Annotated in this window: 39 protein-coding genes; all 39 read right to left on the reverse strand. The window is 55.1% G+C overall.

All coding sequences use genetic code 11. The features are described from left to right. Positions 1-17: 17 nt before the first annotated feature. The 39 genes from rpsK to P159_RS0100635 all read right to left on the reverse strand — a co-directional run bounded on the left by rpsK (position 18) and on the right by P159_RS0100635 (position 25,503). Entirely contained in the window at positions 18-410 is a 393-nt protein-coding gene (gene rpsK / locus P159_RS0100435; RefSeq protein ID WP_029540455.1) for a 30S ribosomal protein S11, read from the reverse strand. 17 nt (positions 411-427) lie between these two features. After that, positions 428-799, reverse strand: coding sequence for a 30S ribosomal protein S13 (gene rpsM / locus P159_RS0100440; protein ID WP_029540456.1), 372 nt, complete (start codon positions 797-799; stop codon positions 428-430). A gap of 30 nt (positions 800-829) precedes the next feature. Further along, complete coding sequence (rpmJ, locus tag P159_RS0100445; RefSeq protein WP_014423857.1) at positions 830-943, reverse strand: 50S ribosomal protein L36; 114 nt, start codon at positions 941-943, stop codon at positions 830-832. A 119-nt stretch (positions 944-1,062) separates the two neighbouring features. Continuing rightward, positions 1,063-1,281, reverse strand: coding sequence for a translation initiation factor IF-1 (infA, locus tag P159_RS19740; RefSeq protein ID WP_009645081.1), 219 nt, complete (start codon positions 1,279-1,281; stop codon positions 1,063-1,065). Between the two features lie 182 nt (positions 1,282-1,463). Then, positions 1,464-2,108, reverse strand: coding sequence for an adenylate kinase (locus tag P159_RS0100455; RefSeq protein ID WP_029540458.1), 645 nt, complete (start codon positions 2,106-2,108; stop codon positions 1,464-1,466). Positions 2,109-2,135: 27 nt separating this feature from the next. Continuing rightward, positions 2,136-3,392: a preprotein translocase subunit SecY gene (gene secY / locus P159_RS0100460; RefSeq protein ID WP_029540459.1), complete on the reverse strand. Its 1,257-nt coding sequence runs from the start codon at positions 3,390-3,392 to the stop codon at positions 2,136-2,138. A 1-nt stretch (position 3,393) separates the two neighbouring features. Further along, entirely contained in the window at positions 3,394-3,843 is a 450-nt protein-coding gene (gene rplO / locus P159_RS0100465) for a 50S ribosomal protein L15 (protein ID WP_029540460.1), read from the reverse strand. A 24-nt stretch (positions 3,844-3,867) separates the two neighbouring features. Further along, positions 3,868-4,053 carry a 50S ribosomal protein L30 gene (gene rpmD / locus P159_RS20135; RefSeq protein WP_029540462.1) on the reverse strand — a complete coding sequence of 62 codons (186 nt, stop codon included), beginning with the start codon at positions 4,051-4,053 and terminating at the stop codon, positions 3,868-3,870. Between the two features lie 15 nt (positions 4,054-4,068). Beyond that, entirely contained in the window at positions 4,069-4,575 is a 507-nt protein-coding gene (rpsE, locus tag P159_RS0100475; RefSeq protein WP_029540463.1) for a 30S ribosomal protein S5, read from the reverse strand. 20 nt (positions 4,576-4,595) lie between these two features. Beyond that, positions 4,596-4,955: a 50S ribosomal protein L18 gene (gene rplR / locus P159_RS20140; RefSeq protein WP_029540464.1), complete on the reverse strand. Its 360-nt coding sequence runs from the start codon at positions 4,953-4,955 to the stop codon at positions 4,596-4,598. Positions 4,956-4,985: 30 nt separating this feature from the next. After that, complete coding sequence (gene rplF / locus P159_RS20145) at positions 4,986-5,537, reverse strand: 50S ribosomal protein L6 (protein WP_029540466.1); 552 nt, start codon at positions 5,535-5,537, stop codon at positions 4,986-4,988. A 26-nt stretch (positions 5,538-5,563) separates the two neighbouring features. After that, on the reverse strand, positions 5,564-5,962 hold the full coding sequence (gene rpsH, locus P159_RS0100490) for a 30S ribosomal protein S8 (protein ID WP_029540468.1): 399 nt from the start codon (positions 5,960-5,962) through the stop codon (positions 5,564-5,566). Between the two features lie 31 nt (positions 5,963-5,993). Continuing rightward, positions 5,994-6,179, reverse strand: coding sequence for a type Z 30S ribosomal protein S14 (locus tag P159_RS0100495; RefSeq protein ID WP_029540469.1), 186 nt, complete (start codon positions 6,177-6,179; stop codon positions 5,994-5,996). 17 nt (positions 6,180-6,196) lie between these two features. After that, positions 6,197-6,736, reverse strand: coding sequence for a 50S ribosomal protein L5 (gene rplE / locus P159_RS0100500; RefSeq protein ID WP_029540471.1), 540 nt, complete (start codon positions 6,734-6,736; stop codon positions 6,197-6,199). Positions 6,737-6,757: 21 nt separating this feature from the next. Continuing rightward, positions 6,758-7,090 carry a 50S ribosomal protein L24 gene (gene rplX, locus P159_RS0100505; RefSeq protein WP_029540472.1) on the reverse strand — a complete coding sequence of 111 codons (333 nt, stop codon included), beginning with the start codon at positions 7,088-7,090 and terminating at the stop codon, positions 6,758-6,760. 19 nt (positions 7,091-7,109) lie between these two features. Further along, the gene (gene rplN / locus P159_RS0100510) at positions 7,110-7,478 is read right to left on the reverse strand and encodes a 50S ribosomal protein L14 (RefSeq protein ID WP_029540473.1); all 369 of its coding nucleotides are present in this window, start codon (positions 7,476-7,478) and stop codon (positions 7,110-7,112) included. A 29-nt stretch (positions 7,479-7,507) separates the two neighbouring features. Beyond that, the gene (gene rpsQ, locus P159_RS0100515; protein WP_029540474.1) at positions 7,508-7,765 is read right to left on the reverse strand and encodes a 30S ribosomal protein S17; all 258 of its coding nucleotides are present in this window, start codon (positions 7,763-7,765) and stop codon (positions 7,508-7,510) included. A 41-nt stretch (positions 7,766-7,806) separates the two neighbouring features. Then, entirely contained in the window at positions 7,807-8,001 is a 195-nt protein-coding gene (gene rpmC, locus P159_RS0100520; RefSeq protein ID WP_029540475.1) for a 50S ribosomal protein L29, read from the reverse strand. Further along, complete coding sequence (gene rplP, locus P159_RS0100525; RefSeq protein WP_029540476.1) at positions 8,001-8,435, reverse strand: 50S ribosomal protein L16; 435 nt, start codon at positions 8,433-8,435, stop codon at positions 8,001-8,003. The genes rpmC and rplP overlap by 1 nt, the downstream gene beginning before the upstream one ends. After that, a complete protein-coding gene (rpsC, locus tag P159_RS0100530; RefSeq protein WP_029540477.1) occupies positions 8,435-9,103 on the reverse strand; it encodes a 30S ribosomal protein S3 in 669 nt (222 codons plus the stop codon). The genes rplP and rpsC overlap by 1 nt, the downstream gene beginning before the upstream one ends. A gap of 16 nt (positions 9,104-9,119) precedes the next feature. Then, complete coding sequence (gene rplV / locus P159_RS0100535) at positions 9,120-9,455, reverse strand: 50S ribosomal protein L22 (protein ID WP_029540479.1); 336 nt, start codon at positions 9,453-9,455, stop codon at positions 9,120-9,122. Between the two features lie 17 nt (positions 9,456-9,472). After that, positions 9,473-9,754, reverse strand: coding sequence for a 30S ribosomal protein S19 (rpsS, locus tag P159_RS0100540; protein WP_029540481.1), 282 nt, complete (start codon positions 9,752-9,754; stop codon positions 9,473-9,475). 16 nt (positions 9,755-9,770) lie between these two features. After that, on the reverse strand, positions 9,771-10,601 hold the full coding sequence (gene rplB / locus P159_RS0100545) for a 50S ribosomal protein L2 (protein WP_029540482.1): 831 nt from the start codon (positions 10,599-10,601) through the stop codon (positions 9,771-9,773). 25 nt (positions 10,602-10,626) lie between these two features. Beyond that, positions 10,627-10,908 carry a 50S ribosomal protein L23 gene (gene rplW, locus P159_RS0100550; protein WP_029540483.1) on the reverse strand — a complete coding sequence of 94 codons (282 nt, stop codon included), beginning with the start codon at positions 10,906-10,908 and terminating at the stop codon, positions 10,627-10,629. Beyond that, positions 10,908-11,531, reverse strand: a complete 624-nt coding sequence (gene rplD, locus P159_RS0100555; protein WP_029540486.1) for a 50S ribosomal protein L4 — start codon at positions 11,529-11,531, stop codon at positions 10,908-10,910. Before rplD ends, rplW begins: the two co-directional genes overlap by 1 nt. A 23-nt stretch (positions 11,532-11,554) precedes the next feature. Next, a complete protein-coding gene (gene rplC, locus P159_RS0100560; protein WP_029540487.1) occupies positions 11,555-12,208 on the reverse strand; it encodes a 50S ribosomal protein L3 in 654 nt (217 codons plus the stop codon). A 20-nt stretch (positions 12,209-12,228) separates the two neighbouring features. Next, on the reverse strand, positions 12,229-12,540 hold the full coding sequence (gene rpsJ / locus P159_RS0100565; protein WP_029540488.1) for a 30S ribosomal protein S10: 312 nt from the start codon (positions 12,538-12,540) through the stop codon (positions 12,229-12,231). A 248-nt stretch (positions 12,541-12,788) separates the two neighbouring features. Continuing rightward, entirely contained in the window at positions 12,789-13,976 is a 1,188-nt protein-coding gene (gene tuf / locus P159_RS0100570) for an elongation factor Tu (RefSeq protein ID WP_029540489.1), read from the reverse strand. 15 nt (positions 13,977-13,991) lie between these two features. Further along, complete coding sequence (gene fusA, locus P159_RS0100575) at positions 13,992-16,070, reverse strand: elongation factor G (RefSeq protein ID WP_029540491.1); 2,079 nt, start codon at positions 16,068-16,070, stop codon at positions 13,992-13,994. Positions 16,071-16,109: 39 nt separating this feature from the next. Next, on the reverse strand, positions 16,110-16,580 hold the full coding sequence (gene rpsG, locus P159_RS0100580) for a 30S ribosomal protein S7 (RefSeq protein WP_029540493.1): 471 nt from the start codon (positions 16,578-16,580) through the stop codon (positions 16,110-16,112). Between the two features lie 40 nt (positions 16,581-16,620). Continuing rightward, on the reverse strand, positions 16,621-16,998 hold the full coding sequence (gene rpsL / locus P159_RS0100585; protein WP_029540495.1) for a 30S ribosomal protein S12: 378 nt from the start codon (positions 16,996-16,998) through the stop codon (positions 16,621-16,623). A gap of 78 nt (positions 16,999-17,076) precedes the next feature. Next, positions 17,077-17,322, reverse strand: coding sequence for a ribosomal L7Ae/L30e/S12e/Gadd45 family protein (locus tag P159_RS0100590; protein WP_029540496.1), 246 nt, complete (start codon positions 17,320-17,322; stop codon positions 17,077-17,079). Between the two features lie 304 nt (positions 17,323-17,626). After that, positions 17,627-20,725: an efflux RND transporter permease subunit gene (locus tag P159_RS0100605; protein ID WP_029540497.1), complete on the reverse strand. Its 3,099-nt coding sequence runs from the start codon at positions 20,723-20,725 to the stop codon at positions 17,627-17,629. Further along, positions 20,722-21,966 carry an efflux RND transporter periplasmic adaptor subunit gene (locus tag P159_RS0100610; RefSeq protein WP_051650021.1) on the reverse strand — a complete coding sequence of 415 codons (1,245 nt, stop codon included), beginning with the start codon at positions 21,964-21,966 and terminating at the stop codon, positions 20,722-20,724. The genes P159_RS0100605 and P159_RS0100610 overlap by 4 nt, the downstream gene beginning before the upstream one ends. Before the next feature lie 91 nt (positions 21,967-22,057). Next, a complete protein-coding gene (locus P159_RS0100615) occupies positions 22,058-22,888 on the reverse strand; it encodes an Asp23/Gls24 family envelope stress response protein (RefSeq protein WP_029540501.1) in 831 nt (276 codons plus the stop codon). A 14-nt stretch (positions 22,889-22,902) separates the two neighbouring features. Next, positions 22,903-23,727 carry a PHP domain-containing protein gene (locus P159_RS0100620; protein WP_029540502.1) on the reverse strand — a complete coding sequence of 275 codons (825 nt, stop codon included), beginning with the start codon at positions 23,725-23,727 and terminating at the stop codon, positions 22,903-22,905. Positions 23,728-23,756: 29 nt separating this feature from the next. After that, positions 23,757-24,017, reverse strand: coding sequence for a stage V sporulation protein S (locus P159_RS0100625; RefSeq protein WP_029540503.1), 261 nt, complete (start codon positions 24,015-24,017; stop codon positions 23,757-23,759). A 129-nt stretch (positions 24,018-24,146) separates the two neighbouring features. Next, positions 24,147-24,926: a TIGR00282 family metallophosphoesterase gene (locus P159_RS0100630; protein ID WP_185753562.1), complete on the reverse strand. Its 780-nt coding sequence runs from the start codon at positions 24,924-24,926 to the stop codon at positions 24,147-24,149. Positions 24,927-24,942: 16 nt separating this feature from the next. Further along, complete coding sequence (locus P159_RS0100635; protein ID WP_139283671.1) at positions 24,943-25,503, reverse strand: hypothetical protein; 561 nt, start codon at positions 25,501-25,503, stop codon at positions 24,943-24,945. Between the last annotated feature and the right edge of the window lie 70 nt (positions 25,504-25,573).

Consider the following 25,573-nt stretch of genomic DNA (forward strand, 5'->3'; position numbering starts at 1 on the left):
GAAAAATGCACCTCCTATTAAACTCTTCTACGCTTCGGCGGACGGCAGCCGTTGTGCGGGATCGGGGTAACGTCCTTGATCATGCTGACCTCAAGGCCCGTAGCCTGCAGGGAACGGATTGCTGCCTCACGGCCGGCACCGGGGCCCTTTACATAGACCTCGACCTGCTTCAGACCGTGCTCCATAGCTGCCTTGGCTGCCGTCTCGGCTGCCATCTGAGCAGCAAACGGAGTGCTCTTGCGGGAACCACGGAAACCGAGGCCGCCAGCGCTTGCCCAGGAAAGTGCATTGCCGCTCCTGTCAGTGAGCGTGACAATGGTGTTGTTGAACGTAGAGCTGATGTGCGCTACGCCATATTCGACGTTCTTGCGAACTTTTTTCTTCGTGCGGACTGCTTTCTTAACTGCCACCAGTTAACCCTCCTTCATTAGTCTTTCTTCTTGCCTGCAACGGCCTTTTTCGGGCCTTTACGAGTGCGGGCATTGTTTTTGGTGTTCTGTCCACGGACAGGAAGGCCGAGACGGTGGCGGCGGCCACGGTAGCAGCCGATATCAACGAGTCTCTTGATGTCCATCTGACGCTCGCGGCGAAGGTCACCTTCAACCACCACGTTCTTATCGATAGCATCACGAAGCTTAACCACTTCGTCCTCCGTGAGGTCACGAGTACGGGTATCAGCATTAACGCCAGTCATGGCGAGCAACTTCTTGGAAGTCGTAAGACCAATACCATAGATGTAAGTCAAAGCAATTTCAATTCTCTTGTCACGGGGCAAATCTACACCGGCAATACGTGCCATTAATAAAGCACCTCCTTATAAATCAAATAATCAACCTTGTCTCTGTTTATGCTTAGGATTCTCGCAGATGACCATGACACGGCCCTTGCGCTTGATGACTTTGCATTTTTCACAGATACGCTTCACTGACGGCTTAACCTTCATTAAAGTATGCCTCCTTTTCCTTATTGTCAGTCTGTCATTTCTCGAGTATATCATCTTTTTGCCCCTCTGCAAAGCATTTTTTGCAGGAAATGCAAAAAAAATTTCGAGGGCAGCTGACCTTATTTGAATCGGTAGGTTATACGGCCACGGGTCAAGTCATAGGGCGTGAGCTCAATGGTGACTTTGTCCCCTGGCAGGATACGGATGAAGTTCATGCGAATCTTGCCGGATACATGAGCCAGTACAACATGACCATTTTCAAGCTCGACCTGAAACATTGCGTTGGGCAGTGCTTCCAGGACTTTGCCTTCTACTTCAATAACATCTTGTTTTGACATGTTCTTCCCCTTTACCTTAACTTGGTTGGGCCAAAGTCATTCCAAAGGAGCTTTTTCATTTCTAATGCCATGCCCAACAACAGAACATTATTAAATTCATAATTATATCATTCGTATCATTGCAAGGGGGCGGCCATATAGGCCGCCCTCGCAACAATACATGGAAGTTTTTAAGCTTCCCTTCAGCCCTTGAGGACTGCAACCAGGCTTTCTGTCACCTTGCTGATTTCCTGACGGCCATCAACTTCGGCATAGATGCCTGCTGCTGTGTAGTAATCGATGAGAGGCTTCGTGGACTCTTCGTACTTCTTCAGACGATTGCCCATGGTCTCGGCGGTATCATCGGCGCGCTGATAAAGCTCGCCGCCGCATTCATCGCACTTGCCCTCAGCCTTAGTCGGGTTGAATTTCAGGTGGTAGGTTGCACCGCAAGCTTTGCAGATGCGGCGGCCTACAGCACGCTCGATGAGCTCGCTTGACGGAACGCTGATGTTCAGCACCTTGTCAAGCGCCAGGCCCAGGTCCTGAAGGATGCCCTTCAGTGCATCGGCCTGTCCCACCGTGCGGGGGAACCCATCCAGGATGAAGCCCTTCTTGCAATCGTCCTTGGCAAGCCTGTCGCGGACAATGCCGATGGTGACTTCATCAGGCACGAGATTTCCGGCATCAATGAAGGCTTTCGCCTGCTTGCCCATCTCTGTACCTTCCTTGATGGCGGCCCGGAACATATCCCCGGTGGAGATATGAGGAACACCCAGTTCCTTTACCAGTGCAGCCGCCTGCGTGCCCTTGCCAGCACCCGGGGGGCCCATTAACAAGATATGCATGTTTATGCCTCCTTATTTTATGACCCCTTACTTCATGAACCCTTCATAGTGGCGCATAACCACCATAGACTCAATCTGCTTCATGGTCTGGAGGGCAACGCCCACCACAATCAGCAGTGCCGTACCGCCAAAGTACACGCCTTCAATGTGAGTGGCTGCCGCAATCATATTGGGCAGTACTGCAATGAAAGCCAGGAAAATGGAGCCGGCCAGAGTGATGCGGGTCATGACATGGTCAAGATAGTCTGCCGTCGGCTGGCCCGGGCGGATGCCAGGGATGAAGCCGCCGTATTTCTTGAGGTTCTCTGCCATATCCGATATCTTTACAGTAACCGCAGTATAGAAGTAAGTAAAGAACACGATGAGCAGGACGTATAGTGCCGTCTGCAATGGTGTTCCCCACTGCAAATAACTGGCAACGGTCTTTACCCAGGGCACTTCAATGAACTGGGCAATGGTCACTGGAAACATCAGCACGGATGACGCAAAGATGATGGGTATCACGCCTGCCTGGTTCACCTTCAGGGGGATATGGCTGGAATGGCCGCCATAGGCCCGCTGGCTCCCCACCCTTTTCGCATAGGAAATGGGTATATGGCGGAAGCCGGTCTCCACGTGGATTACGAACACGATCATCGCTATTGCGATGACCATGAACATAAACACACTGAAGTAACTGATGGTGCCTGCCTGGACGTAATGGTAAATGGTTCCGATGTTCTTGGGGAGCGCCGCCACGATGCCGGCGAAGATGATAAGGGATATGCCGTTACCAACTCCCTGGGCTGTGATCTGCTCGCCCAGCCACATCAGGAATACCGTACCAGCCGTAAGTGTAATCGCAATGATCAGGATGTTCACCGGGCTGGGATTCAGGATAGCGGCTTTGAGTCCGATGGACATGCCGATAGCCTGGAGGAAAGCCAGCACTACCGTCAGGTAGCGGGTGACTTTCGTAGTCTTCTTGTGCCCCTCTGCCCCTTCCTTCGACCACTGTTCCAGCGTGGGAATGACGACATTCAGCAGCTGGATGATGATGGCCGCGTTGATGTAGGGGGTGATGCTCATGGCAAAGATGGAGAACTTGCTGAAAGCACCACCAGAGAAGAGGTCAAGGAGACCGAAGAGGCTGCCATTGGCAAAAAGTTGCTCGATCGCCGCTGGGTCAACCCCGGGGACGGGGATGTGAGTCCCCATCCGGAAGATCGCGAACATGATGAGAGTGAAGATAATCTTATCTCGCAGTTCGGGAATCTTGAAGATGTTGCCGAGGGCTGCGAGCACCTTACTTCACCTCAATTTTTTCGATCTGACCGCCAGCAGCGGTGATCTTCTCCTCTGCGGACTTGGTGAAACCGTTGGCACGGACGGTGAGCTTCTTGGTGAGCTCGCCCTTGCCAAGGATGCGGATGCCGTCACGGACATTCTTCAGGATGCCGCTCTCAACCAGAGCCACGGGATCAACTACTGCGCCATCCTCAAAACGGTTCAGGCTCTCAACGTTGACCTCTGCAAAGGTCTTGGCCCAGATATTCTTGAAGCCGCGCTTCGGCAGACGACGATAGATGGGCATCTGGCCACCCTCGAAGCCGGTGCGGACACCGCCGCCGCTACGGGAGTTCTGGCCCTTCATGCCGCGGCCGGAAGTCTTGCCGTTGCCGGAGCCGAGGCCACGGCCAACGCGATTGCGCTCCTTGCGGGAGCCTTCTGCGGGCTGTAATTCATGTAACTTCATGCTTGCACCTCCTGTCCTCTAGAATTATTCTGCAATCTCTTCCACAGAGATCAAATGCTCAACCTTGTGGAGCTGGCCACGCACAGCCGGATTGTCCGGCAGGATGGAAACAGAGTTCACCTTGCGCAGGCCGAGAGCGCGGACAGTGCGGCGCTGGGTCTCAGGACGGCCAATGAGGCTCCTCTTGAGCGTAACTTTCACTTTTGCCATTGCGTAAGAGCCTCCTTAACCTAAAATCTCAGCGACAGTCTTGCCACGGAGTTCAGCCACAATCTCGGGCTGCTTGAGAGCCTTGAGGCCCTCCATGGCTGCACGCACCATGTTGTTCGGGTTGGAAGAACCCAGGGACTTGGTCAGGATGTCATGAACGCCTGCCAGCTCCAGTACGGCACGCACGGGGCCGCCGGCGATGACACCGGTACCTTTGGCAGCCGGCTTCATCATAACCTGGCCTGCACCGAAGATGCCCAGCATCTCGTGGGGAATGGTACGGTTGTCCTTCAGAGCAACAGTGATGAGGTTCTTCTTTGCATCCTCGACACCCTTGCGGATAGCCTCGGGAACCTCAGCAGCCTTGCCGAGACCTACACCGACCTTGCCCTTCTTGTTGCCGACCACAACCAGGGCGCTGAAGGAGAAGCGGCGGCCGCCCTTGACGACTTTCGCAACTCGGTTAATGTATACAACTTTCTCCTCGAACTCCGGAGTTTCGTTGTCCATATTTCTAGCCATTCATTTACCTCCTTTGTTTTTTAGAATTTCAGGCCAGCTTCACGAGCGGCCTCAGCCAGTGCTGCCACGCGGCCGTGGTACACATAGCCGCCACGGTCGAAGACTACCTCGCTGATGCCCTTCTCCAGAGCACGCTTGGCAATCTCGGCACCGATAGCCTTAGCGGCCTCGATGTTGCCGCCGTAATTCTCGAAGCCCTTGTCCTGAGTGCTGGCGGAAACCAGGGTCATGCCCTTCTCATCATCGATGATCTGAGCATAGATGTTGGCAAGGCTCCTGTAAACATTGAGGCGCGGACGAGCCGCAGTGCCAGCGATATGGTTGCGGACACGCAGGTGACGCTTCTGACGTGCCTTGTTCTTATCTGCCTTAATAAGCACAGAGATTCACTCCTTTCTCGAGTCAGTTCCTTATTTCTTGCCCTTAGCGCCGGCTTTACCCTCTTTGCGACGGATATGCTCGCCAGCGTACTTGATACCCTTGCCCTTGTAAGGCTCAGGCTCACGGAAGCTGCGGATCTCTGCAGCGATCTGGCCGACAACTTCCTTGTCGATGCCGGAAACCGTGATGGAGGTAGCGGTGGGCACATCGAAGGTGATGCCTTCGGGGGGCTCAACCACAACCGGGTGGGAGAAACCAAGGGACAGGTTCAGGTTCTTGCCCTGCTTCTGGGCACGATAACCAACACCTGCGATCTCGAGGTTCTTCTGATAGCCTTCCGTCACACCAACAACCATGTTGTTGATGAGGGTACGGGAGAGGCCATGGAGAGACCTGTGCATTTTATCATCAGACGGACGCTCCACAGTGAGAACGCCATTGTCGATGGTTACTTTCATTTCCGGGCTGATCTGGCGGGAAAGTTCACCTTTCGGGCCTTTGACTTTCACCAGATTGTCCTCGCCGACCGTAACGGTTACGCCTGCGGGGATCTCAATCGGTGCTCTACCAATTCTTGACATCTGTACACCTCCTGACTATTTTTCAATTACCAAACGTATGCGATGACTTCGCCGCCGAGACCGGCCTTGCGAGCCTGCTTGTCGCTCATGATCCCCTTGGAAGTGGAGATGATGGCGATGCCGAGGCCGCCCAGCACGCGGGGCAGCTCATCGTGCTTTGCATACTGGCGAAGACCAGGCTTGGAAATACGCTTGATACCGGAGATAACCTTCTCGCGGTTCGGGCCATACTTCAGGGAAATCGTGATGACACCCTGCTTGTTGTCCTCGTTGAAAGAATAGTCCTTGATGAAGCCCTCTTCCTTCAGGACCTCTGCGATAGCGGTCTTGATCTTGGAACCGGGGACATCCACCGTCTCGTGGAATACAGAGTTTGCATTGCGCAAACGGGTCAGCATATCTGCAATAGGATCAGTCATTACCATGAATCGATATCCTCCTTTCAAATAATAAGAATTACCAGCTAGCCTTGGTCACGCCAGGAATAGCACCCGCGTAGCTCTGCTCGCGGAAGCAGATGCGGCACATGTCAAACTTGCGCATGTAGCCATGGGGACGGCCGCAGATCTTGCAACGGTTGTACTGACGAGTAGAGAACTTGGGCTCTTTGCTCCACTTCTCTACCATAGACTTCTTTGCCATGAGCTTCTTTCCTCCTCTTATGCTTTGAACGGCATACCCATGAGTTTCAGGAGCTCTCTGGCTTCCTCATCCGTCTGTGCCGTCGTAACGATAACAATGTTCATGCCACGGATCTTGTCGATCTTATCGTACTCGATTTCCGGGAAAATGAGCTGTTCTTTGAGACCGACAGCGTAGTTGCCACGGCCGTCGAAGGCAGTGCCGGACACACCACGGAAGTCACGGACGCGGGGCAGAGCCACGTTCATGAACTTGTCGAGGAACTGGTACATGCGCTCGCCGCGCAGGGTCACCTTGCAGCCGATGGGCATGCCCTCACGGAGCTTCCAGGCAGCCAGGGACTTCTTGGCGCGGGTGAGGAGCGGCTTCTGGCCGGCGATGATGGTGAGGTCGCTCACAGCGGAGTCGAGAGCCTTGGGGTTGCCCACAGCCTCGCCAACGCCCATGTTGATGATGACCTTCTCAACCTTGGGAAGCTGCATCACGTTCTTGTAGCCGAACTTCTCAGTGAGTGCCGGCACAACTTCCTTCTGGTACTTTTCCTGTAATCTATCCAATGTATTTCCTCCTTCCTTCAATTATTTGGTCTGGTCGATGACTTCGCCGCACTTCTTGCAGACGCGGACGTTCTTGCCATTGACTTCCTTGTGAGCTACGCGGGTAGCCTTGGAGCAGGCGGGGCAGACCAGCATGACCTTGCAGGCATGCATGGGAGCTTCCTTCACCAGGATACCGCCCTGAGGAGCCTTCACGTTCGGCTTCGTGTGACGCTTAACCTTGTTCACGCCCTCAACGACAACCTTGCCCTTCTTCGGCATAGCAGCCACAACCTTGCCCTGCTTGCCCTTATCTTTGCCGGACAGCACGACAACCGTGTCGCCCTTCTTCACGTTCAGTTTAACGAGTGACAAAATAGCACCTCCTCACGAATTAAAGTACTTCAGGAGCCAGGGAGACGATCTTCATGAAGTCTTTGTCGCGAAGCTCTCTAGCTACCGGTCCGAAAATACGAGTGCCCTTCGGAGTCTTGTCTTCCTTGATGATGACGGCTGCATTCTCGTCGAAACGGATGTAGGAACCGTCAGCACGGCGCAGGCCCTTCACGCTGCGGACAACCACAGCCTTGACCACGTCGCCCTTCTTCACCTGACCGCCAGGAGCTGCGGATTTCACGGCTGCGACGATGATGTCGCCGATGTTAGCGTACTTGCGGTAAGAGCCGCCAAGCACGCGGATGCACATGATTTCTTTCGCGCCCGTGTTGTCGCCAACATTCAGGATAGTTTGCTGCTGAATCATTATGTAACCTCCTTCTTCGTGTATTTGGCTTACTTAGCGCGCTCGATAACCTCGACCACTCTCCAACGCTTGGTCTTGGAAAGGGGACGGGTCTCCATCAGGGACACCTTATCGCCAACATGCGCATCGTTCTTCTCGTCATGCGCATGGAATTTCACAGTCCTCTTGACCGGCTTCTTGTAAAGCTTGTGCTGCTCGATCTCCTCGATAGCAACCACAACGGTCTTGTCCATCTTGTCGGAAATAACCTTGCCGACCTTAGTCTTACGTACGTTTCTCTCGCTCATTAGGGAGCCTCCTTCCTTCTGCATATCACTTGTTTTGCGCCTTAGGCCTTGGCAGCCTGCTCGCGCTGGATCGTCTTGATGCGGGCGATCGTCTTCTTCACATCTTTGATACGCATCGGGTTGTCAAGCTGGCCGGTGGCGAGCTGGAAACGGAGGTTGAAGAGCTCCTCTTTGAGCGAAGCAAGCTTCTGGTTCAGTTCGTCTGCGTTCATCTCGCGAATCTCATTAACCTTCATTATGCTTCACCACCCTCTGCAACAGTGTCTTCCTTAGTCACGAACTTGGTCTTGATGGGCAGCTTGTGGCCTGCAAGGCGCATTGCCTCACGGGCAACTTCCTTGGACACGCCGTCCATCTCGAAGAGGACGCGGCCCGGCTTCACAACTGCTACCCAGTACTCGGGGGAGCCCTTACCGGAACCCATGCGGGTCTCAGCCGGCTTTGCGGTTACGGGCTTATCCGGGAAAATCTTGATCCAGACCTGGCCGCCACGCTTGATGTAACGGGTCATTGCGATACGGGCTGCCTCAATCTGACGGTTGGTGATCCAGGCGGGCTCAAGAGCCACCAGACCGAACTCACCATGGCTCACAGTGTTGCCGCGATGAGCCTTGCCCTTCATGCGGCCACGGAACTGCTTGCGATATTTAACTCTCTTAGGAAGTAACATTAAGCTTCGCTCCCTTCGCTGGCAACTTTACGCTGCTTTCTCTCCGGAAGGACTTCGCCCTTGAAGATCCAAACCTTGATACCGATGCGGCCATACGTGGTATGAGCCTCAGCCGTGCCGTAATCGATGTCTGCACGGAGTGTGTGAAGGGGAATGCTGCCCTCACGATAGCTTTCGCTGCGAGCGATCTCTGCACCGCCGAGACGGCCTGCGCAGGTGATCTTGATGCCCTTGGCGCCCAGGCGCATGGTGCGGCCCACGGACTGCTTCATGGCACGGCGGAAAGCGATGCGGCGCTCCAGCTGGGAAGCGATGTTCTCAGCCACCAGAGTTGCATCCATATCCGGCTGCTTGATCTCAGCGATGTTGATGTCAACGCGCTTCTCGGTGTAGCTCTTGAGGCCTTCCTTGATCTGCTCGATGCCGGAACCACCGCGGCCGATAACCATGCCCGGCTTTGCGGTGTGGATGGTGATCTTGAGGCGGTTCTTGGTGCGCTCCGTCTCAATCCTGGAGATTCCTGCTGCCAGGAGGCTCTTCTTCAGGTAATCACGAATCTTGATATCTTCATGCAGGTTCTCTGCAAAATCTTTATCTGCATACCACTTGGCATCCCACTGCTTGACAATGCCAAGGCGAATACCATGCGGATTAACTTTCTGACCCAATCCGTTTCCCTCCTTCTTAGTTCTTCTCGTTGACGACGATGGTCACATGGCTCGTGCGCTTCAGGATCTTGAAAGCCTGACCGCGGGAACGCGGATGGATGCGCTTGAGGGTGGGACCCTGATCAACGAAGGCGGAGGAAACGTAGAGCTTGTCCACGTCCATGTCGAAGTTGTTCTCAGCGTTGGCAACAGCGCTGCGCAGAACCTTCTCGACAACTTCAGCGCCAACCTTCGGCGTGAACTTCAAAATCGCAAATGCTTCAGCGACGTTCTTGCCACGGATGAGATCCATGACCACACGAACCTTGCGCGGAGCGATGCGAACGTATTTAGCTACTGCTTTTGATTCCACAACGATTCTCCTTTCGCTTACTTCAGTGAGGTCTTGCGCTCTTCGCCGGCATGGCCTTTGAAAGTGCGCGTCGGTGCGAACTCACCCAGCTTATGGCCGACCATGTCCTCAGTGACATAGACAGGCACATGCTTGCGTCCATCATGGACAGCAATGGTATGACCGACGAAGTCCGGGAAAATCGTGGAGCTTCTGGACCAAGTCTTGACAACCTTTTTATCGTTAGCTTCGTTGAGAGCCGTGATCTTCTTCATGAGGCTTTCTTCAACGAAAGGGCCCTTCTTAATGGATCTTGACAAAGTTTATCCCCCTCTCTTACTTCGTGCGGTGCTTCACTATGAGGCTTTCGGAAGCCTTGTTCTTGCGACGGGTCTTCGTACCCATAGCGCACTTGCCCCACTTGGTAACAGGGTTCTTGCGGCCAACAGGGGAACGGCCCTCACCACCGCCGTGCGGATGGTCATTCGGGTTCATGGCAACGCCGCGGTTCTCCGGACGGATACCGAGCCAACGGCTGCGGCCTGCCTTACCGAGAGTGATGTTCTCATGCTCCAGGTTGCCAACTTCACCGATGGTAGCACGGCAGTTGATGTGAACCTTGCGGAGCTCGCCAGACGGCATACGGAGCAGAGCATAGTTGCCCTCTTTTGCCATGAGCTGTGCGCTGGTGCCAGCGGAACGAACGAGCTGTGCACCCTTGCCGATCTTCAGCTCGACAGCGTGAACGGTAGTACCTACCGGGATGTTCTTCAGGGGGAGGGCATTGCCCACCTTGATGTCGGCCTCGGGGCCGGACTCAACCATATCGCCTACCTTGAGGCCATTGGGAGCCAGGATGTAGCGCTTCTCGCCGTCAACATAGTTGAGGAGAGCGATGCGGGCGCTGCGGTTCGGATCGTACTCGATGGTAGCCACGCGAGCGGGGATGCCGTCCTTCGTGCGCTTGAAGTCGATGATACGATAGAGACGCTTGTGGCCGCCGCCCTGATGGCGAACGGTCAGGCGACCCTGCTGATTGCGGCCGCCGTTCTTCTTCAGGCGCTCAGTCAGGGATTTCTCAGGCTTGTCGGTGGTAATCTCGTCGAAAGAAGCGACGGTCATGAAACGACGGCCTGCAGAATAGGGTTTAAAGGATTTTACTGCCACTTGTATTTACCTCCTTCTTCTAAGATTAGGCCTGGAAGAACTCGATGCTTTCGCCAGCAGCGAGCTTAACAATAGCCTTTTTATAGTCAGGGCGCTTGCCGATGGTGCGGCCCATGCGCTTGGTCTTGCCGAGAACGTTCACGGTGTTGACCTTCTCAACCTTGACATTGAATACCTCGGCCACAGCCTTGGCAATCTCGATCTTGTTGGCGGCCTTCGCCACAACGAAGACGTATTTGCCCTCAGCCATCAGCTGGGTCGTACGCTCGGTGATGAGCGGACGGATCAGGATTTCACGTGCTTCCATTATGCGAATACCTCCTCGATACGGGCGACGGCATCCTTGGTGACAAAGAGCTTGCCATGGTTCAGGATGTCATGGACATTGAGGCCCAGAGCCGTGATGGCCTTCACGCCCGGAATGTTGCGTGCGGACTTCTCAACAGCCTCAGCTTCATCAGCAGTGATGAAGAGAGCCTTCTTCTCGACGCTGAAGCTCTTCAGCACCTCGACCATCTGCTTGGTCTTGGGAGCATCGAAAGCGAGCTTGTCGAGAACGATGAGGTCGCCGCTCTTAACCTTGTCGGAAAGAGCGCACTTGAGTGCCAGACGGCGCTGCTTGCGAGGCATGGTGAAAGCGTACTTGCGGGGATGGGGTCCGAAGACCGTGCCGCCGCCAACCCACAAGGGGCTGCGGGTGGAACCGCTGCGAGCGCGGCCCGTGCCCTTCTGCTTCCAGGGCTTGCGGCCGCCGCCACGAACGAAGCCACGAGTCTTGGTGGCATGAGTGCCGAGGCGCTGAGCGGCAAGCTGCATGATAACGGCCTGATGGAGAAGACCTGCGTTCATCTCTACGCCGAAAATGTTGTCATTGAGCTCGATATCGCCAACCTGCTTGTTAGCGATGTCATAAACTGCTACGTTAGCCATAATTTGGGGTATCCTCCTTCCAATTAGTTTTTAGCCTGCTTTGCGGGCTTGACAGTGTCTTTGATCACAACAAAGCTCTTCTTGGGGCCCGGGATAGCACCCTTGATGAGGATGAGGTTGCGGTCAGTATCCACACGGACAACCGTGAGGCGCTGCACCGTAACGCGCTCGCCACCCATACGGCCAGGGAGCTTCTTGCCCTTCAGCACGCGTCCGCCGGGGCCGGAAATCATAGCACCAGTGGAACCGGGCTCACGATGAGACTTGGAACCATGTCCCATGGGGCCACGTGCGAAGTTGTGACGCTTGATACCGCCGGCAAAGCCCTTGCCCTTGGAGGTACCCGTTACATCAACTAACTCACCTGCAGCGAATATATCAACGCCGATGGAATCACCGACTTTATATTCAGAAGGATCCTGAAGGCGCATCTCGCGAATGAACTTGACCGGCTTCACACCAGCCTTGTCGAAATGGCCTTTCATTGGCTTGTTGACCTTGTTCTCCTTGATGTCGCCAAAGCCGAGCTGCACTGCGTTGTAGCCGTCGGTCTCAACAGTCTTGTTCTGAATGACGATGTTGCCACCGGCCTCCACAACAGTTACGGGAACGACCTTGCCTTCTTCCGTGAAGATCTGGGTCATGCCAAGTTTTCTACCTAAAATTGCTTTAGACATTCATTCCACCTCCCCTGGGATTAAAGTTTGATTTCAATGTCCACGCCAGCCGGAAGGTCGAGACGCATGAGAGCATCAACGGTCTTGTTGGTCGGCTGCAGGATGTCAATAAGGCGCTTATGGGTGCGCATCTCGAACTGCTCACGGGAGTCCTTGTTGACATGCGGGGAACGCAGAATCGTGTAGATGTTTTTCTCCGTCGGGAGGGGAATCGGGCCGGACACCATAGCGCCGGTCTTCTTTGCAGTATCCACAATCTTTACTGCACTCTGATCGAGGGCTTTATGATCATAAGCCTTCAAACGGATTCTGATTTTCTGTTGCTTAGACAATGTGTTTTCCTCCTTATCGTCCAGGCTCTTGCAATGAAGATGTCCTGTCCATGCAGGGCTGAAAGCCTTTCAGTCTTGCATGGACAGGACATCCCCATGGCCCAAACATTTCTCCGTAGCAGTTCCCTTGGAACCAGGCCAAGCCATCTGCCACGTCATCGCATGGGGGTGTACCTGTTTGTTTCAACCCTCTAAATAAGAGCGACGCGAGCGCCGCTCTTACAAAGGGATTTGAATGTCGTTAAAACTTAAGCTTCAACCTCGGTCACGCGGCCGGCGCCAACAGTGTGGCCACCCTCGCGGATAGCGAAGCGGAGACCCTTCTCGATAGCGATCGGGGTGATGAGCTCAACGTCCATCTCGACGTTATCGCCAGGCATAACCATCTCAGTGCCCTCGGGCAGACGGACAACACCGGTAACGTCAGTCGTACGGAAGTAGAACTGAGGACGGTAGTTGGTGAAGAACGGAGTGTGACGGCCGCCCTCTTCCTTGGTCAGGACGTAAACCTGAGCCTTGAACTTGGTGTGGGGGTTGATGGTGCCGGGCTTAGCCAGAACCTGGCCGCGCTCGATCTCCTTGCGGTCAACACCGCGGAGCAGAGCACCGATGTTATCGCCAGCCACAGCGCTGTCGAGCATCTTGCGGAACATCTCGATGCCGGTAACAACGGTGGACTTCGGCTCATCCTGCAGGCCGACGATCTCAACAGTATCGTTCAGCTTCAGCTCGCCACGCTCCACACGGCCGGTAGCAACGGTGCCGCGGCCGGTGATGGTGAACACGTCCTCAACAGGCATGAGGAAGGGCTTGTCGGTGTCGCGGGTCGGAGTCGGGATGTACTCGTCAACAGCATCCATGAGCTCGTAGATCTTAGCCTTCATGGCATCGTCACCCTCGAGAGCCTTCAGAGCGGAGCCGGAAACAACGGGGATGTCATCGCCGGGGAACTCGTAGCTGGAGAGCAGCTCGCGAACTTCCATCTCAACGAGCTCGAGGAGCTCGGGATCGTCAACCTGGTCAACCTTGTTCAGGAAGACAACGATAGCGGGCACGCCCACCTGACGAGCGAGCAGGATGTGCTCACGGGTCTGAGGCATGGGGCCATCAGCTGCGGAAACAACCAGGATTGCACCGTCCATCTGAGCAGCGCCGGTGATCATGTTCTTGACATAGTCAGCATGGCCCGGGCAGTCAACGTGAGCATAGTGACGCTTCTCGGTCTCATACTCAACGTGAGCGGTGTTGATGGTGATACCGCGCTCGCGCTCCTCAGGAGCCTTATCGATATCAGCGTAATCCTCGAACTTAGCCATGCCCTTCTCGGACAGGCACTTCGTGATTGCAGCAGTCAGAGTAGTCTTGCCATGGTCAACGTGACCGATGGTGCCGATGTTGACATGCGGCTTAGTTCTCTCAAACTTTTCTTTTGCCATTGATTTTTTCCTCCCTTATTCGCCCTTATTCTTGGCAGTTACAGCGTCGGCTATATTCTTGGGAACCTCATCATAGTAGGAAACCTCCATGGAGTAGTTCCCGCGACCCTGTGTCTTGGAACGCAGATCCGTCGAGTAACCGAACATCTCGGACAGAGGAACGAACGCATTGATGACCTGTGCACCATTGCGCGGCTCCATGCCGTCGATGCGGCCGCGGCGGGAGTTAAGGTCGCCGATGACATCGCCCATGTAATCCTCAGGAACGATGACCTCAACCTTAACATACGGCTCGAGGAGAACCGGGTTGGCCTTCTCGGCACCGTTCTTGAATGCCATGGAACCGGCAATCTTGAACGCAGCCTCGGAAGAGTCGACTTCGTGGAAAGAACCATCGTAGACAGTAGCCTTCACGTCGACCACCGGATAACCGGCTACGACACCAGACTCCATAGCCTGCTTGACGCCTTCCTCGATGGGCTTGATGAATTCCTTGGGAATAGCACCGCCCACAACCTTGTTCTCGAAGCTGAAGCCTGCACCAGCTTCCTGGGGCTCCAACTTGAGCCAGCAGTGACCATACTGACCGTGACCACCGGACTGGCGAACGAACTTGCCTTCTGCCTCGACGGTCTTGCGGATGGTCTCGCGATAAGCAACCTGGGGCTCGCCGACCTTGCAGTCCACTTTGAATTCGCGGAGCATACGGTCAACGATGATCTGCAGGTGAAGCTCACCCATGCCGGAGATGATGCACTGGCCAGTCTCCTGGTCGGTGTGGACCCGGAAGGTCGGATCCTCTTCTGCCAGCTTCTGGAGAGCAACGCCCATCTTCTCCTGGTCGTTCTTGGTAGCCGGCTCAACCGCAACGGAGATAACCGGATCCGGGAAGACCATGGACTCAAGGATGATCTGATTTGCCTCGTCGCAAAGGGTATCACCAGTGGTGGTATCCTTCAGGCCAACAGCTGCTGCAATATCGCCGCTGTAAACCCTGTCGATTTCCTTACGGTTGTTAGCGTGCATCTGGAGGATACGGCCGATACGCTCTTTCTTGCCCTTAGTGGAGTTGTACACATAAGAACCAGACTCAAGCACACCGGAGTATACACGGAAGAATGCCAGCTTACCGACATAGGGATCAGTCATGATCTTGAATGCCAGAGCGGAGAAGGGCTCCTCATCGCTGGAAGGACGGTGGTCTTCCTCGCCGCTGTCGGGATTCACACCCTTGATGGGAGGAATGTCCGTCGGAGCGGGCATGTAGTCAACCACAGCATCCAGCAGAGGCTGAACGCCCTTGTTGCGATAAGAAGTGCCGCAGACAACAGGCACCATGTTGCAGGTAACGGTAGCCTTGCGGATAACCTTCTTGATATCCTCTTCGGTGATATCCTCACCGCCGAGGTACTTCTCCATGAACTCGTCATCCTGCTCGGAGCAAGCCTCGAGCAGCTTCTCGCGATATTCTTCAGCCATATCCTTCATGTCATCGGGAATGGCAACCTCATCCGCGACTTTGCCAAGATCGTCTTCATAAACGATGGCTTCCATCTTCACGAGGTCGATGATACCCTGGAAGCTGTCCTCTGCGCCGATGGGCAGCTGGATAGCTACCGCATTGGCATTGAGGCGCTCCTCCATCATCTTGATGACGTTGAAGAAGTCCGCACCGGTAATGTCCATCTTGTTGACATAAGCCATGCGGGGAACCTGGTATTTCTCAGCCTGGCGCCAAACGGTCTCAGTCTGAGGCTCAACACCACCGCGGGCAGTCAGGACTGCCACAGCGCCGTCAAGCACGCGCAGGGAACGCTCAACCTCTACCGTGAAGTCCACGTGGCCCGGCGTATCAATGATGTTGATACGATGGTTCTTCCAGTGGCAGGTGGTAGCTGCGGAAGTAATGGTGATACCGCGCTCCTGCTCCTGAACCATCCAGTCCATGGTAGCAGCGCCATCATGAACCTCACCGATCTTGTGGTTTACACCCGTGTAGAAGAGGATACGTTCCGTGGTGGTCGTCTTACCGGCGTCGATGTGAGCCATGATACCGATATTACGAGTTTTTTCAAGGGAAAACTCTCTTGCCACTTTTTATTTCTCTCCTTATATATAGATACGGTCTGGGAATTACCAGCGATAATGTGCGAACGCCTTGTTGGCCTCTGCCATCTTGTGCGTATCTTCCTTCTTCTTGATCGCTGCGCCCGTGTTGTTGGCCGCATCCATCAGCTCACCGGAAAGACGAGCATCCATGGTCTTCTCACCACGGAGACGAGCATAGTTTACGAGCCAGCGGATACCGAGAGTCATGCGGCGGTCCGGACGAACCTCCACAGGAACCTGATAGTTCGCACCACCCACGCGGCGGGCACGGACCTCAAGAACCGGCATGACATTCTTCAGGGCAGTCTCGAAGACTTCCAGGGGATCCTTGCCGGTCTTGGCACGGATCGTCTCGAATGCATCGTAAACGACACGCTCAGCAACGCTCTTCTTGCCGGAGAGCATTACCTTGTTGATGAATTTCGTAACCGTCTTGCTGTGGTACACCGGATCCGGCAGTACATCGCGCTTCGGTACGGAACCTTTTCTTGGCATTGTTTTACCTCCTTATCATAATCTTTTTTAAGCCGTCAGCTTATTTCTTCTTCGCTTTCTTAGCACCGTACTTGCTGCGGGCCTGACCACGATCCTGCACACCTGCAGTATCGAGGGAACCACGAATGATGTGGTAACGAACACCCGGCAGATCCTTAACACGGCCGCCACGAATCAGAACAACGCTGTGCTCCTGAAGATTATGACCAATGCCCGGAATGTATGCAGTGACCTCGATGCTGTTCGTCAGACGAACACGAGCCACCTTACGCAGTGCAGAGTTCGGCTTCTTCGGCGTGCTGGTATAAACACGAGTGCAGACGCCGCGCTTCTGCGGGCAATTCTTCAGTGCTGGTGCTTTGGACTTCTCCTGCATGCTCTTTCTGCTCTTACGAACTAACTGGTTGATAGTTGGCATACATGCACCTCCTTCCTTCATATTGAGAATTTATTATTTATTATAAGCAGCGGTTAGGCCGCTTATTAACAAATAAGCTTACCTGAGTACGGCAATTGCTGCCGCGCCGACTTCGATGCCGCAGGCCGCGCCCAGGGCCTTCATGGATTCTGTTTCCAGAACCTCTATGCCCTCTGCCCGGCAGAGCTCCTTCAGCGGCTCTGCGATGCGTTCATCAGCATCGCCGGCCAGCAGGACCTGCCCTGCGCTGTGGCGTTTCACAGCCTTGGTGACCTGCTTGAGGCCGATCACCTTCTTGGCATCCTTAAGTGTTTCCAGATTCATCGTTTGCACTCCCCTGTACACTTTCCTTGCGCCCCTCCCGGAGCACTTCTATATATTAGCACCCCCTAAAATCCTTGTCAACACTTTATTTACAAAGTTTTTTGTGCCCACGTGCCCTAGCGTATCATAATGAAAAAACAGGACAAAAACTCTCTCTTGTTTCATCAAAAACCCCCTTTTTGTCCACTGTATACACGCAAATCACGCCCAAACAGGATAATTTTCTCACGAAAAATTTTTTCTTTCCATATTAAACTCATAAAACGCCTCCCGGTACTAATTCTTATACCGGAAGGCGTTTCCTTCAAAGGCTCTTATCAAGAGCAGTACCTGTCTCCCTCTGCCCCTCTTTCCTTTCATAGAAAAACAAAAAGATGATGGGAATCACCAGCAAAGTAAAGACCGTGGATGTAAGAAGGCCGCCTATGATGACCCAGGCCATAGAGGAGCGTGTCTCGCTGCCCGCCGTAAGCGACAGGGCCGTGGGCAGCATGCCCGCCATCATGGTGATGGTGGTCATCATGATGGGGCGCAGGCGCACCCGGCCGGCTTCCATGATAGCTTCCATGGCAGTCCTGCCCCTGTCCATCAGGGTCAGGCTGTAGTCTATGAGCAAAGTGCCATTCTTGGCCACAATGCCGTCCATCACCAGAATGCCTATCAGCGAGTAGAGGTTCAAGGTATTGCGGGTCAGCAGCAACAGCAAGATGGATCCAATCAGCCCCAGGGGCAGGGAAAACATCCTGATGAAAGGCGTGATGGTAGATTCATAGAGCACTGCCAGCAGCATATAGATAAGCACCAGCGCCAGGAACAGTGCCGACAGCAGCTCGCCAAAGGCCTCGTCCATCCTGTCAGCCTGCCCCCTGAACTTATAGGTGACGCCTTCCCCCAGGTCTGCCTGGGCCAGAGCTTTCCTCACATCCTTGGTCACCTCGCCTATGGGCCGGCCGCTGAGATTGGCGCCGATGGCAGATGCCCTCTGCTTGTCAATGCGCCTTATGCTGACGGGGCCCCTGCCGCTCTTTATCTCCGCCACATCTCCCAGATAAATGAGCCTGCCGGAAGAAATGATGGGTATGCGGGCTACGTCCGAAGCCTTGTAGCCGTCCGCCCCCAAAAAGCGCACCTTGATATCCGTGTCCCTGCCGCCGTTAGCGCGGTCATTCTTCAGCTCACCGGCGGAAAGGCCTGAAATGGCGGAGGCAAAGGCCGTCTCCACTTCTCCCAGGGAAGTGCCGTAAGTCTTGAGCTTTTCCCTGTCCACTCTCAGCTGCAGCTCGGGCATCCCCTCCTGATAGGTGCTGTTCACATCTGTCAGCCCCGGAATCCCTTCCAGGATCGCTATGGTCTTTTCCGTAGCTTCCTCCAGGATATCGCTGTGATTGCTCCTGAGCTCCAGCTGCAGGGCTCCTGCCCCGTTCCTGGGGCCGTTGCCGGAAACGCCTGCCACATTGGTCTGGGACTCTGCCACCCGCACATCTGCTTCATGGATGCCGGCGGCAAAGGCCCTTATCTCGTCTGCCACCTGCCAGACAGAGCGGCCGCGCTCCCGCCGGTCATAGAGCTGCACCTTGATCCTGCCTTCATAGGCAGTGGAGCCTCCCGCCTGGGTCATATAGTATTTCACCTCAGGCAGCTGGGAGAGTTTTTCTTCCAGCTTGCGGGCCACTCTGTCCGTTTCCTCCGCCGAGGAACCTACAGGGGCCTGGATGCTCACCACAAAGGCGGATTCATCCGTGCGGGGCATGAATTCCGAACCCACCGCCCCCAGGGGCACCAAAGCCAGCACTCCCAGGAAGATGCCCAGTATGCCCAGCAAGAGCTTTTTCCTGTTGGCCAGGCTCCATAGCAGCATCTTTTCATAGCGGGCCTGCGCCCTTTCCTCCAGCCTGTCCATAAAACGCCAGAGGGGCTTGTCATCAGGCCTGTACCCCAGCCGGTAGAATCTGGAAGCCAGCATGGGGGTGAGGGTGAAGGACACAAAGAGGGAGAACGCCCCTGCAAAGACGATGGTCAGGCCGAACTGGCGGAAGTACTGCCCGGTCATGCCCTCCATAAAGGCAATGGGCATGAAGACTGCCGCATCGCAGAGAGTGATGGCCACCGCAGCCATGCCGATTTCCATGCGGCCGTTTTCCGCCGCCTCCTCCGGCCCCTCCCCCAGGCCCAGATGCCTGATGATGTTTTCCAGCACCACGATGGCATCATCCACCAGGATGCCGATGCAGAGGGTCATGCCCATGAGTGACATCATGTTGAAGGTGAAGCCGAAGACATACATGACAAAGAAGGTGGCGATAAGGGAGGTGGGAATGGCAATCATCACCGCCGCCGTGGAACGCCAGCCCCTCAGGAAGAAGAACAGCACCAGCCCCGTGGTGCAAAGTCCTTCCACCAGGGTCATCACCGTGTTGTGCAGGGAGGTTTCCACATAGTCCGCGTCGCTGGACACCAGCACGAACTCATACTCCGGATAATCCCGCCTGAGCCTTTCCAGTTTTTCCCGGACATTCTTGTCAGTCTCTACCACATTGGCATCGCTGTTCTTATAGACCAGCACATTGATGGCATCCTGCCCGTTGAGCCTGCCGTAGCGGGAAGCACGGGCAGACTGCTCCCTGACCTCGGCCACGGAAGTCAGGGGCACTTTGCTCCCTGCAAAATTTGCCACCTGCACCTGCTGGATTTCTGCCACATCACGATACTGGGCGATGAGCCGCACATCCGACTGGGTGGCCTCCGTATAGACGGAGCCTGAGGGCAGCAGCTGGTTTTCCTTCCTGATGGCTGAGGCAATCTTGTCAAGGGTCAGGCCGTAAACGGCCATCTTGTCCCTGTCCACCTCCACCGCCACTTCCCTGTCCCGGCCGCCGTGGAGTTCCACCTCAGACACACCGCCCGCCTGCTGCAGCACCTCCTGGAAGACATTCTCCGTCTGGGTGTAGGTATCAGCCAGACCATAGGGGGACAGCACCGCCAGCTCCACAATGGGCTTGGCATTGAGATCCCGCTTGATGACCACGGGAGCATCCGCCTCATCCGGCAGCCTGTTCTTGATGGAATCCACTTTCTTGGTGGCCTCGATAGCCGCCAGGTCAGCATCTGTATCAAACTCCAGCTCCAGGCCGATGCGGGCCTGCTCGTAGCTGGCAGTAGAGGTTATCTTCTTCACACCGGACACGGAGGACAGGGCATCCTCCACCGGTCGCACTATTTCCTGTTCCACAGACTCGGCGCTGGCCCCTGGGTACTTCACCCGCACAGTGACATAGGGGGTGTTGATATCCGGCAGGAGCTCCACCCCAATGCGGTAATAGCTGTAGAGCCCCAGCACCACGAAGAAGGCCACGATCATGGAAATGCCCACAGGCCGCTGGATGGAAAAACGGGTGATATTCATAGCACTTCCACCGCCGTTCCCTGCTGCAGCCTGTCAAGATTGGAAATGATGACTTCCTCCCCTTCTGAAAGGCCCTCCAGTATCTCCGCCTCCTGGTCGTTTTCCAGCCCCAGCCGCACTTCTCTCGTTTCCGCCTTGCCATCTGCCCCCAATACATAGACCAGCTGCCTGCCGTTGCGGGAAAGCACCGCCTCCTTGGGCACGAAAAGGGTGTCCCTGCGCTGAAGCACATCAAGGGCAGTATGGGCAAAGAGCCCGGCCTTGATGTCCAGCTCCTCCCCCAGAAGCTCGATGCGCACCTGATAGCTCTTGGCCGCTTCGTCCATGGCAGGGCTCACGTAGACAATGCGTCCCGGATAAGACCTGCCCATGGCATCCACGGTAACACTAACTTCCATGCCCGGAGTCAGCACCGCCGCATCATTTTCCGACAGGGTGCAGTCCACCTTCATGCGGCTGTTGTCCACCAGGCTAAGGACCTTGGTCCCCGCAGAGATTATCTCCCCTGCCTCCGCCTTGCGGTAGCCGATGACACCGGCGCGCGGGGCCCGAAGCACCATATCCTCCCGCTGCTGCCGCAGGGCCTCTGCACCATGTCCGGCCTTTTCTGCCGTAAAAGCCTTGGACTGGACAGAAGCTGCATCCCCGCCTTCCACCTGATTTTCCAAAATCTCAAAAGCAGCCCGGCTGGCCAGATACTCCTGCTTCACTGCATCCAGCCTGTCCTGGGAAATAGCGCCAATGGAGAAGAGATAGACATTCCTCTCATATCTGCTCTCCTCCAGCTCATAATCATTGCGGGCCTTCAGATAGTTGGCTTCGTAGGAGGCCGCCGCCTCCCGGGCATCTGCCTCTGCTGCTCCTGCAGCTGCTGACTGCTGCAGGATGGAGATATCAAGGTCAGCGGTATCCTGCACCAGAAGCACCTGTCCCGCCTCCACCTTGTCCCCCAGCTGCACCAGCACCTCAGCGACCCTGCCCGTATATTTGGGTGCCAGGGCAATATCGGCTTCCGCCACGGTCTGGCCGGAGAGCAGGATATGGCGGCTGAGGTCAGAGCGCTGCAAGACCACCGTCTTCACCACCGGCTTATGTTCCCTGCCCCCTCGCTTTTCCCCGCCCTCCTGCTGAACGTACAGGTAGACAGCAAGAGCTGCCAGCAGGGCTGCCAGCAACACAAAACGCCCCTTGCCCAAATGCCGCCAACGCTCCAAAATCCCCTTGCATCCCTCTCTGCCCATGACAAACTCCTTTGTGTACCCAAAAATAACTACGAAAAATCCCTGAGAAGCAGAAAATGCCCCTCAGGGATTCATATTTCAATCTCAAGCCTCATGCCTGGACATACAATGCCTTCACCACAATATCCACCTCGTGGACCATCATGCCAGTCATGTACTCCACTGCCTGCCGCACTGCCCGCTGAGTCTTGGTGATCAGCGTGGGAATGTGGTTCCCGTAGGTAAGCACCACAGAGCAGGACACCTTCAACCCCATGTCCTCATCCCCCTGGTAGAGATGGCTCACATTGATGTGGCCTATTTCACTGATGTCACCCTCCAGCACCACTTTGCGCACGATAGCCGCCACGGCATGGTCATCGATACTGAGCTTGCCGTAGTAGCTGAACACAGGCCGCACGATGGATTTCTCTCCCAGACGCCTGCGCTTGTTGGAAGAACGCTTGAAAAATGATTGCACCGGATCGATCAGGAAACCGGAAAAATGCGGCTTCAGCTCGATGGTGGGCACGGGAATGATATGCTTGCCCTGCTTGAGCCGGTAGAACTGCGCCTTCTCAATATCCGACTTGCTGGCAATATCCTCGATATTGATGATCTGAGAAATGGCTGGCAGCTTCAGGGCGCGGGCAATCTTGTGCACCATGTTTTCTGAGGTGCCCAGCACCAGGATGCGGTGAGGATTGACCTTCCCTATGGCCTTGCGCACCTCTTCAGCATGGCCCGGCAGGATGAAAATCGCCCTGCGCACAGCCATGATCTTGCTGACCTCCTGCTTGGCAGAGTGGCCTGCGATGATCTTGCCGTCGCTGATGAGTATGCCGTCATCAATGATGGCATCCGCCTTGTGCTTGTGGGCGATGACCAGGGCCCGATGGCTCTTGCCTGTGCCGCTGGGGCCCACCAGGGCGATTACGTCCATAAGTCTCTCTCCTGTCAGCTTTCAGGACGGTAGAACTTCTCCGCCCACACATCTTCAATGGTAAACATTCCCAGGTTCTGGGGGAAGCGGGTGGCATAGCCATGGAAGTCCGAGCCCCCGGATATAAGCAGGCCGTACTTCTCTGCCATGAGCCTGTAACGCTCCACATCCTCCGGCTCATGCTGGGGGTAGAAGACCTCCAGCCCCTCAATGCCAGACTGGCAGAGCTTTTCCACCAGTTCATCATCCCCTACCAGTTTGGGGTGAGCCAGCACAGGAGTTCCCCCTGCAGCCTTGATAAGCTCGATGATTTCCTCTGTTTCCAGATGATAATGTGGCACATAGGCAGGCATGCCCTTTTGCAGCAGGGCTTCAAAGGCCTCCCTTATGGAACCGAAGTACCCCTTCTTCACCAGTATGCGGGCTATATGGGAGCGGCTGATGGACCTGCTGTCCCCCGCAATGGTCAGTACCTCTGTCTCTGTGATCTGGTAGCCCAGACTGCAGAGCTTCTCCACCATCTCGCTGAACCGCGTCCAGCGAGCCTCCGTCACATCGTTGAGCTTGTCTATGAGATCCCTGTAGTAGATATCCACATTATATCCCAGGATATGTATTTCATGCACAGGATGATGGGCGCTGAATTCTATGCCCGGGATAATCTTCAGCCCCTTTACAGGCAATAAGCCATTTTCATACAGATGGCCCACCCCCTCCACCGTATCGTGGTCGGTGATGGCCAAATAATTCAGTCCTGCTTCCTTTGCGGCCGCCACGACTTCCTCCGGGGTCAGTTTGCCATCGGAATAACTCGTGTGGACATGCAAATCGCTTGGCATCCTGCTATCAACTCCTATTCCTGTTTCCTTCAGCGGGGTTCCACTATCAACTTGATGGCTGTACGCTCCTCGCCTTCAATCTTGATGTCCGTGAAAGCCGGTATGCAGATAAGATCCACCCCATGGGGAGCCACAAAACCGCGGGCAATTGCTACTGCCTTGACCGCCTGGTTGAGGGCACCTGCCCCGATGGCCTGCATCTCTGCACTGCCGTTCTCCCGCAGGACACCTGCCAGGGCTCCTGCCACGGAATTAGGATTGGATTTAGCAGATACTTTCAAGATTTCCATGTTCTCAGCACGTCCTCTCTGGTTAATGCAACTGCTTCGATTGCTGGTACAGTTTACCTGTCTAGCTTGGTTCACTTGTTACTGCCATTACTATTCGTCATGCTTTGAAAAAATCCTTCTAAAATAAATTTATTCCGTGATGAGAATAGGCTCTATGCCCATGGTCTTGTTGGTCTTATCGTCAATCTCCACTATCACTGCAGAAAAAACCTGGGGCCCCTGGTCCTCCACCTCAAAGCGCACGGGGAGCCCTGTGGTGAACTTGTAGATGATCTTGTCCGTCTTGACACCCAGCACGGAGTTCCAGGGACCAACCATGCCAAGGTCAGTGATATAAGCAGTGCCCTGGGGCAATATCCTGGCATCGGCGGTCTGGATATGGGTATGGGTGCCCACCACTCCGTTCACCTTGCCGTCCAGGTACCAGCCCATGGCCATCTTCTCCGAGGTAGTCTCAGCATGGAAATCCAGGAAGATGATGTCGCACTGGCCTGACATTTCCTTCAGCAGTTCATCCACTTTCTGGAAAGGGCAGTCAAGAGCAGGCATGAAGGACCGCCCTGAAAGATTCATGACCCCGATGGTCTTGGCCTTGAAGGGGTAAAGGCAATAGCCCTTGCCCGGAGCACCCTCGGGATAGTTGGCAGGGCGGATGAGGAAGGGCTCGCTGTCGATAAACTCCAGCACATCCTTCTTGTCCCAGACATGATTGCCGGTGGTGACAATATCCGCCCCGCCACTGTAAAGCTCGTCCAGGGAAGTGCGGGTAAGGCCCTTGCCGGAGGCGGAATTTTCCCCATTTACAATGACCACATCTACACTTTTTTCCTTGCGCAGCTTCTGCACATATTCACGGAACGCCCGGCGGCCCGGCCGGCCGATGACATCCCCCACTAACATGACTCGCAAATTCTTTCTCCTTAAACTACCTGTTATACACCACCACCCGGTCATTTTCCCGGACGGCAGCCATGCGCTCCTTGATGATGATATCCGGGGCCTGATCCAGCAGCTGGTCCAAAAGCTCGCTGTGCATAGCGGCAAAGTCCGGCTCCAGATTAGCTTCCGTATGGCTGTCCACCAGCAGGCTCTCACCGAATCTGTCCAGCATGAGCTCTGCCATGACCTCCAGTTCTCCCCGGGACAGGTCTATGAGATTCCTGGACACATGGATAAGCAGGGTGTCTCCCTGCTCCTCTGACTCTACCGAAGACCAGACATACACGCCTTCCTCAATATCATGATAGGCATCCAGGCTTTCCTGCAGGAAACTTGCAAATTTATCCACTTCCCTGCCCGGAGGAAGGGGCTGTTTCACCATGAAGGTGAGTTCCAGCCTGTCCCTCCCGGGGTCATAAGTGACCGCCGCAATCTCGGGATAGCAGACCAGGAGCGAGCCTAAAAGCTGGACTCCTATCTGCATCTGGTTCTGTCGGGGGTTCCTGCCCTTGTCCTCCTGCTTGAAAAACTGCTTAAATCCAAACATGAGCCTCACTCCCTTCTCCAAAAGCAAAAGGAGGGCGCCGAAGAAAAATCTCTTGCACCCTCCTTTTATG

Origin of the sequence: Selenomonas sp. AB3002 (assembly GCF_000702545.1) — a bacterium.
GTDB classification, from domain to species: domain Bacteria; phylum Bacillota; class Negativicutes; order Selenomonadales; family Selenomonadaceae; genus Selenomonas_B; species Selenomonas_B ruminantium_A.

Excerpts from the sequence above, each read along its gene's own strand:
- rpsM (WP_029540456.1), bottom strand. The coding sequence starts at position 799 with ATGGCACGTATTGCCGGTGTAGATTTGCCCCGTGACAAGAGAATTGAA.
- rpmJ (WP_014423857.1), bottom strand. The coding sequence starts at position 943 with ATGAAGGTTAAGCCGTCAGTGAAGCGTATCTGTGAAAAATGCAAAGTC.
- infA (WP_009645081.1), bottom strand. The coding sequence starts at position 1,281 with ATGTCAAAACAAGATGTTATTGAAGTAGAAGGCAAAGTCCTGGAAGCA.
- P159_RS0100455 (WP_029540458.1), bottom strand. The coding sequence starts at position 2,108 with ATGCATATCTTGTTAATGGGCCCCCCGGGTGCTGGCAAGGGCACGCAG.
- rplO (WP_029540460.1), bottom strand. The coding sequence starts at position 3,843 with ATGAAGTTACATGAATTACAGCCCGCAGAAGGCTCCCGCAAGGAGCGC.
- rpmD (WP_029540462.1), bottom strand. The coding sequence starts at position 4,053 with ATGGCAAAAGTGAAAGTTACGCTCAAGAGGAGCCTCATTGGCCGTCCT.
- rpsE (WP_029540463.1), bottom strand. The coding sequence starts at position 4,575 with ATGGCTAGAAATATGGACAACGAAACTCCGGAGTTCGAGGAGAAAGTT.
- rplF (WP_029540466.1), bottom strand. The coding sequence starts at position 5,537 with ATGTCAAGAATTGGTAGAGCACCGATTGAGATCCCCGCAGGCGTAACC.
- rpsH (WP_029540468.1), bottom strand. The coding sequence starts at position 5,962 with ATGGTAATGACTGATCCTATTGCAGATATGCTGACCCGTTTGCGCAAT.
- P159_RS0100495 (WP_029540469.1), bottom strand. The coding sequence starts at position 6,179 with ATGGCAAAGAAGTCTATGGTAGAGAAGTGGAGCAAAGAGCCCAAGTTC.
- rplN (WP_029540473.1), bottom strand. The coding sequence starts at position 7,478 with ATGATTCAGCAGCAAACTATCCTGAATGTTGGCGACAACACGGGCGCG.
- rpsQ (WP_029540474.1), bottom strand. The coding sequence starts at position 7,765 with ATGAGCGAGAGAAACGTACGTAAGACTAAGGTCGGCAAGGTTATTTCC.
- rpmC (WP_029540475.1), bottom strand. The coding sequence starts at position 8,001 with ATGAAGGTTAATGAGATTCGCGAGATGAACGCAGACGAACTGAACCAG.
- rplP (WP_029540476.1), bottom strand. The coding sequence starts at position 8,435 with ATGTTACTTCCTAAGAGAGTTAAATATCGCAAGCAGTTCCGTGGCCGC.
- rplW (WP_029540483.1), bottom strand. The coding sequence starts at position 10,908 with ATGGAAGCACGTGAAATCCTGATCCGTCCGCTCATCACCGAGCGTACG.
- rplD (WP_029540486.1), bottom strand. The coding sequence starts at position 11,531 with ATGGCTAACGTAGCAGTTTATGACATCGCTAACAAGCAGGTTGGCGAT.
- rplC (WP_029540487.1), bottom strand. The coding sequence starts at position 12,208 with ATGTCTAAAGCAATTTTAGGTAGAAAACTTGGCATGACCCAGATCTTC.
- tuf (WP_029540489.1), bottom strand. The coding sequence starts at position 13,976 with ATGGCAAAAGAAAAGTTTGAGAGAACTAAGCCGCATGTCAACATCGGC.
- rpsG (WP_029540493.1), bottom strand. The coding sequence starts at position 16,580 with ATGCCAAGAAAAGGTTCCGTACCGAAGCGCGATGTACTGCCGGATCCG.
- rpsL (WP_029540495.1), bottom strand. The coding sequence starts at position 16,998 with ATGCCAACTATCAACCAGTTAGTTCGTAAGAGCAGAAAGAGCATGCAG.
- P159_RS0100590 (WP_029540496.1), bottom strand. The coding sequence starts at position 17,322 with ATGAATCTGGAAACACTTAAGGATGCCAAGAAGGTGATCGGCCTCAAG.
- P159_RS0100605 (WP_029540497.1), bottom strand. The coding sequence starts at position 20,725 with ATGAATATCACCCGTTTTTCCATCCAGCGGCCTGTGGGCATTTCCATG.
- P159_RS0100610 (WP_051650021.1), bottom strand. The coding sequence starts at position 21,966 with ATGGGCAGAGAGGGATGCAAGGGGATTTTGGAGCGTTGGCGGCATTTG.
- P159_RS0100615 (WP_029540501.1), bottom strand. The coding sequence starts at position 22,888 with ATGGACGTAATCGCCCTGGTGGGCCCCAGCGGCACAGGCAAGAGCCAT.
- P159_RS0100620 (WP_029540502.1), bottom strand. The coding sequence starts at position 23,727 with ATGCCAAGCGATTTGCATGTCCACACGAGTTATTCCGATGGCAAACTG.
- P159_RS0100625 (WP_029540503.1), bottom strand. The coding sequence starts at position 24,017 with ATGGAAATCTTGAAAGTATCTGCTAAATCCAATCCTAATTCCGTGGCA.
- P159_RS0100635 (WP_139283671.1), bottom strand. The coding sequence starts at position 25,503 with ATGTTTGGATTTAAGCAGTTTTTCAAGCAGGAGGACAAGGGCAGGAAC.